This window comes from Streptomyces sp. NPDC053474 (assembly GCF_044544845.1).
Classification (GTDB): domain Bacteria; phylum Actinomycetota; class Actinomycetes; order Streptomycetales; family Streptomycetaceae; genus Streptomyces.
This window is the reverse complement of record NZ_JBITXV010000014.1, coordinates 290233-296232: the sequence shown is the minus strand read 5'-3', so window position 1 is coordinate 296232 and position 6000 is coordinate 290233. Positions and strand designations below refer to the sequence as shown.

General features: G+C 75.7%; 5 protein-coding genes. 2 read left to right on the top strand and 3 right to left on the bottom strand.

Features of this window, described 5'->3' with window-relative positions:
- Positions 1-129: 129 nt before the first annotated feature.
- Complete coding sequence (locus tag ACIG3E_RS30930) at positions 130-318, bottom strand: DUF5703 family protein (RefSeq protein ID WP_138958767.1); 189 nt, start codon at positions 316-318, stop codon at positions 130-132.
- 47 nt (positions 319-365) lie between these two features.
- Here ACIG3E_RS30930 and ACIG3E_RS30925 point away from each other — a divergent pair, with 47 nt between their 5' ends.
- A complete protein-coding gene (locus ACIG3E_RS30925) occupies positions 366-1133 on the top strand; it encodes a hypothetical protein (RefSeq protein ID WP_399622855.1) in 768 nt (255 codons plus the stop codon).
- A 247-nt stretch (positions 1134-1380) separates the two neighbouring features.
- On the opposite strand, the gene ACIG3E_RS30920 is transcribed toward ACIG3E_RS30925, so the two are convergent.
- Together ACIG3E_RS30920 and ACIG3E_RS30915 are read right to left on the bottom strand one after the other, a co-directional pair.
- Complete coding sequence (locus ACIG3E_RS30920) at positions 1381-3642, bottom strand: helix-hairpin-helix domain-containing protein (protein ID WP_399622854.1); 2262 nt, start codon at positions 3640-3642, stop codon at positions 1381-1383.
- Positions 3639-4628 carry an aldo/keto reductase gene (locus ACIG3E_RS30915; RefSeq protein WP_399622853.1) on the bottom strand — a complete coding sequence of 330 codons (990 nt, stop codon included), beginning with the start codon at positions 4626-4628 and terminating at the stop codon, positions 3639-3641. Before ACIG3E_RS30915 ends, ACIG3E_RS30920 begins: the two co-directional genes overlap by 4 nt.
- A 235-nt stretch (positions 4629-4863) precedes the next feature.
- On the opposite strand from ACIG3E_RS30915, the gene ACIG3E_RS30910 reads away from it, so the two are divergent.
- Positions 4864-5925, top strand: a complete 1062-nt coding sequence (locus ACIG3E_RS30910) for an LLM class F420-dependent oxidoreductase (protein WP_399622852.1) — start codon at positions 4864-4866, stop codon at positions 5923-5925.
- Positions 5926-6000 lie beyond the last annotated feature (75 nt).

The following is a 6000-nucleotide window of genomic DNA, read 5'->3' as shown; positions in this document are numbered from 1 at the left end:
CCCGCGGGGGGGGGGGGGGGGGGGGGGGGGGGTGGCCGCGGGGGGGGGGGGGGGGGGGGGGGGGGGGGGGGCGCCCCCCCGCCCCCCGCCCCCCCCCCCCCCCCCCCCCCACCCCCCGCCCGTGACGGCTCACCAAGTGGCCCTCGCCTGGCGGATGATGCGCCGTCGCAGCCGCACCCGCCGACTGCCGTCGGCGTGCAGGCTGAGGCGGTCCAACTCCCAGTGTCCGTACTCTGCGTGGTCCGTCAGGAGACGTGTGGCTTCCTTGCGGGAGACCCCGCGGGGAACGTACACGTCGACAAATTCGTATTCCGGCATCGCATCTATTGTGCGGGCACAGGCCCGGTACGGATAGCGTCTGCACTATGTCTGATGCTGCGCAGCCCACCGCTGCCGAGGTACGCGCCGCCGCCGAGGCGGTCAAGACCGCGCTCGACCGCCATCTCGCCGCGGTCGAACGCAGGTCGGGCGAGGACGATCCGGACGTCTACGACGCGTTCAACGAGCTGGCCGCCGCCGCCGAGACCTACGACGAGCTGCTCTACGACCGCTACGACGAGGTCACCCCCTTCGAGATCCCCGGCGCGGAGGACAGCCTGCCGCCGTACCAGGGCCCCGCGGAGCCCACCGCCCTGAGCGTGCTGATCCGGCGCGACTACGCGGTGGCGGAGCCGCAGCGACTCCTCGCCCAGGCCGCGCGCGTCGAGGCCGCGGACGAGGACGCGACGGACGACGACCGCCAGGCGGGCACGCTGCCGGGCGCCATCGGCCTGCTCTTCGGTGAGTTCGAAGCAGACGAAATCGCTTCCCGGCACAAGGAATTCGGCCTGGAGGAGGGCGACTCCACGCTGTGGGTGACGGCCCTGGACGAGCCCGCCGAGGCGGGCGAGTGGCTGGAGGCCCCCTTCGACCAGAGCGACCCCCAGCGGGTCGTGTGCCGCTTCGACGTCAGCGCGGTCTTTGACGACGAGCCGGACGGCCTGGAGGACCTGGAGGACGCCGACGACGGTTCGGATCCAGCCGATCCCGACCTGGACGGCGAACTCGACTACGACCCGGACGAGGTCGTGGCGCTCGACGACGACACCGACGACGTGGAGGTCGTCGACCACGAGCGCGGCGAGCCCGCCTGAGGGCCGTGCCGGGTGCGCCGCACCGCGGCTTCGGACGTCTGTGGCTTCGGCGACCGTGGCCGCGTCGGGGCTGGTGGCGCCCACGTGGCGGAGCCGTACGCGGACACGGCTCCGCCTGTCTTCGGGAGCCTCGCCGCGCCTCTTCTAGGCGTGGCCGGACCGCAGCGGATTTCGTCGCGCCGCCCGGACACGTGGACAAGCGGACGCCCCCGGCGGTAACCCGGCCGGGGGGGCGTCCGCGTGCCTCCTAGTCCGCCTCGGGCAGCTGCGGCCGCAGCAGCGTGCGCAGCCGGGTCGTGCGCTCCTTGGCCGGGCGCTGCGCGACCGCCTGGGGCAGGGCCTGCGCGACCCCCTGGACCACCGACAGATGGCGCTCGGCGCGGCTGAACGCCGCGTACACCCAGGGCCGGGTCAGGGCCGCGGCGGCGTCGCCCGGCAGCACCACGACCGCGGCGGGCCAGCGGCGGCCTGCCGCCTGGTGCGCGGTGATGGCCCAGGCGTGCCGCACGCTCTGCTCCACCCGCTCCTTCGCCACGACCACGGGGGAGCCGTCGCACTCCAGGTGCAGGCCCTCCGCGTCGGCCCGCACGACACGGCCGAGCGCCGTGCGGCCGGGCACCGGGGCGTGGGCGACGCGGTCGCCCGGGTCGAAGCCGCCGAAGCGGCCGGGGCCGGGATTCAGCCGCTCCTTCAGCGCCGCGTTCAGCGCGCGGGTGCCCGCGGCTCCGCCGTGGCCCGGCGTGATGACCTGGGTGTGCTCGGCGGGCACGCCGATGGCGCGGGGCACGGAGTCCGCGACGAGCTGCACCGTGCGCCGGATCGCGTCCGCGGCGTCGCGCACCGGGACGATCACGACTTCCTTGTCCGGGGCTGCGACCTCGGTGAGCTCGCCGACGCCGATGCCGGACACCAGCTCCCCGATGGGCCCGGGGTCCGGGGTGCGCGAGGCGATCTGCGGGCAGGCGCGGGCCGCGAGCACGTCGGCGAAGACCCGGCCGGGGCCCGCCGACCACAGCACGCCCGGATCGCCGCTGAGCACCAGGCGGGCGCCGTCCGGCAGCGACTCGACGAGCATGGCGGCCGCCTCCACGTCCAGCTGCGGCGCGTCCAGGACCACGAGGAGGTCCACGGCCAGGGCGCCGTCGGCGTCCCGCCCGGGCCCCTGCTGCCCGGACAGCAGCCCGGCCACGGTGACGGCGCAGCCCTCACCCTCGCCGTCGTCCGCGCCGATGCCCGCCTGCGCGGCGAGGCGGCGCTGGCCGTCCGCCGTGTGCGCGGCCGCGCACACCCGCAGGCCGAGCGAGCGCGCCGCCGCCACCAGGGCGGCGGGCTCGGCCCGTGCCGCCTCGCCGCCGGTGTGCAGCACCAGGCCGTGCGCGGCGACGGCACGGATCAGCTCGGCGGCGGAGCCGGTCGCCGCTCTCGCGGCGGACTCCCAGGCCTCGGCGTCCGGGCCCGAACCGTCGTCCTTCGGCAGGGAGTTGATGACGCGGGCCAGGCCGTCGGCGAGGCTCTCCTCCGCCATCGCGTACCGCTCGAGGCCGAACAGGACGCGGACCGGAGCAGCGGCCTCCGCCTCGGACTCGCCGTCCTCGTCACCTGCGGCGGCGGCCGGGGCTGCCTGCGGGGCCTCCTCCAGCGCGTCCTGGAAGACGAGCACGTCCCCCTCGGCGAGGGCGCCCTGCATGGCCTCCTCGGGGTCCGGCACGGCGCGCTGCCCGAGGGCCGCGGTGAGGGCGGCCGCGTCGAGGGCCGTGTGCCCCGCGAGGGCGGCCTGCTCCAGGAGCCACACCGTCAGGGCGCGGCCCCGGCGCTCGTCCCCGGGTCCGCACGCGTCGCCGAGCAGCGCCCGCGCGAAGCCGTCGGCCTGCTCGGGCCGCACCCCGGGCAGGCGCAGCAACTGCCAGGGGTCCTCGCGCAAGCGGTCGTCGGCACCCTCGCCGAGCGCGGCCGCCGCCCTGGGCGCGAGCGCTGCGGGCGCGCCGCCCTCGGCGAGCACCGCCGCCACCGCGGCGACGGCTTCCCCCGCGGGCTCGGCCGGTGCCGCGGGGGCTTCGGGGGCCGGGCGCCGCACCGGCTCCGGCGCGGGCCTGCGCGGCGCGACGGGCTGGGGCTCGCGGAACGCGGAGGCCACGGGCTTCTCCCCGCTCTCCACCGCCCGCACCGCCGCGAGCAGGTCCGCCGCCGTGCCCTGGAGCTTGGCGCCCGCCTCCAGCGGGCCCTCCTTGGCGGCCTTGCGCTCCTCGATCCGCTGCCGCAGCTCCCGCTGGGCGGCCAGCTCGGCCTCGGCCTCGGACAGCTCGCTCCCCGCCTCGGCCTTGCCCTCGGCGTCCGCCGCGCTCTCGGGCCCGGCGGCCGTCCCGGACGCGTCGTCCTCCGTGTCCTCGGCCTGCGCGGCGGCCTCCTCCGGGGTGGCGTCGGCTTCCGGTGCGGCCTCGGCCTCGGGCTCCGCCGCGGCCTGTGGGGCCTCGGGCTCGGCAACCTCCGCGGCAGCGGACTCCGTACTCACAGCGTGCTCCAGTCCTGGTCTGGGTAGCGGTGCACGGGCGCCGACACGTCGTCGAGCGCCTGGCAGATCTCGTCAGGAAGACTAAGGGTCTCCACTGACAACGCCGCCGTGAGCTGCTGCGCGTTGCGCGCGCCGACGATCGGGGCGGTCACTCCCGGGCGGTCGCGCACCCAGGCGAGCGCCACCTGGAGCGGGCTCACGGCGAGCCCGTCCGCCGCTATGGCGACGGCGTCCACGACCCGGCTCGCCGCCTCGTCCAGATACGGCGCGACGAAGGGCGCGAACTGCTCGGAGGCGCCCCGCGAGTCCGAGGGGGTCGCGTGCCGGTACTTGCCGGTCAGGACGCCGCGGCCGAGCGGTGACGACGGCAGCAGGCCCACGCCCAGGTCGAGGGCCGCGGGCAGCACTTCGCGCTCGATGCCGCGCTGGAGCAGGGAGTACTCCATCTGCGTACTGGCGAGGCGGGTGCGGGCGCTGGGGACGGCCAGCTGCCACGTCGCGGCCTTGGCGAGCTGCCAGCCACTGAAGTTGGACACGCCCGCGTACCGCGCGCGGCCGCTGGTGACCGCGATGTCCAGGGCCTGGAGCGTCTCCTCCAGCGGGGTCTGGGGGTCGAAGGCGTGCACCTGCCAGAGGTCCACATAGTCCGTGCCGAGGCGGGCGAGGGAGGCGTCGAGCGCCGACAGGAGGTGACCGCGCGAGCAGTCGAAGCGGCGGTCGGGGTCCGGCACGCTGCCCGCCTTGGTCGCGATCACCAGGTCGCGGCGCGGCACGAGCCGCTCCACGAGGCGGCCGAGGAGGTACTCGGCCTCGCCGTCGCCGTACACGTCGGCCGTGTCGACGAGGGTGCCGCCCGCCTCCCAGAAGGCCTTCAGCAGGTCCGCGGCGTCGTTCTCACCGGTCTCTTCGGGGCGGCCCCAGGTGAGGGTGCCGAGCCCGATCCGGGACACGCGCAGACCCGTGCGGCCGAGATGCCTCTGCTCCATGGCGCGAGATTACTGGCCACGCCTCCACGCAGGGCATGCCTGTGGACAAACGCGCGGGTGTGGACAACCTGATGCCCCCCCAAGGGCCCCACCGGGGCGAACCCACGGCGCTCACCGGGGCGGACCCGCGGCACCGGCCGGGACGCACCCGCGCGGTCGGCCCCTGACGGATCGCGCGGCCGCGCGCTACAGTCCCCGGCACAGGGACGTTACTCATCAGTAAGGGGATTCGGCCATGCAGCTCGGGATCAACCTCGGCTACTGGGGCGCGGGGATGGACGCGGACAACCTCACCGTCGCGAAGGAGGCCGACAAGCTGGGCTACGCGGTCTGCTGGGCGGCCGAGGCCTACGGCTCGGACGCGGCCACCGTGCTGTCCTGGGTCGCGGCCCAGACCGAGCGCATCGACGTCGGCTCGGCGATCTTCCAGATCCCGGCCCGGCAGCCCGCGATGACGGCGATGACGGCGGCCACCCTCGACTCGCTGTCCGGCGGCCGCTTCCGGCTTGGCCTCGGCGTCTCGGGCCCGCAGGTCTCCGAGGGCTGGTACGGCGTGAAGTTCGACAAGCCGCTGGCCCGCACGCGCGAGTACGTCGAGATCGTCCGCAGGGCGATGACCCGCGAGCGCCTGTCGTACGAGGGCGAGCACTGGACGCTGCCCCTGCCGGGCGGCCCCGGCAAGCCCCTCAAGCTCACCGTGCACCCGCAGCGCGAGCACATCCCGCTGTACATCGCGGCGATCGGCCCGAAGAACCTGGAGCAGACGGGCGAGATCGCCGACGGCGCCCTGTTGATCTTCCCGGCCGCCGAGCACCTGGAGGAGACCGCCGTCAAGCACCTGCGGGCCGGGCGCGAGAAGGCCGGGAAGACGATGGAGGGCTTCGACGTCGTGCCGACGCTGCCGCTGGCCGTCGGCAAGGACGGCGACGGGGACATCGACGCGCTGGCCGACATGTTCCGGCCGTACACGGCGCTGTACGTGGGCGGCATGGGCAGCCGCAAGCAGAACTTCTACAACCAGCTCGCGTGCCGCATGGGCTACGAGAAGGAAGCGGCCGAGATCCAGGAGAAGTACCTGTCGGGCGACAAGGACGGCGCGGCCGCCGCCGTGCCGCGCTCGCTCATCGACTCGACGTCGCTGCTCGGCTCCGTGGACCGGATCGCCGACCGGATGCGGGCCTACGCGGCGGCCGGGGTCACCACCCTCACCCTGTCGCCCGCGGGCTTCACGCTCGAGGAGCGGCTCACCGCGCTGCGGGCGGGCACCGAGGCCCTGGAGCGGGCCGGGGTGGCCTGACGTTTCCGCGGCCGTGGTGGGGGCTCGGGGGGTCTTCCCCGCCACGGCCGTCACGGAGCACAACGCCGCGACGAG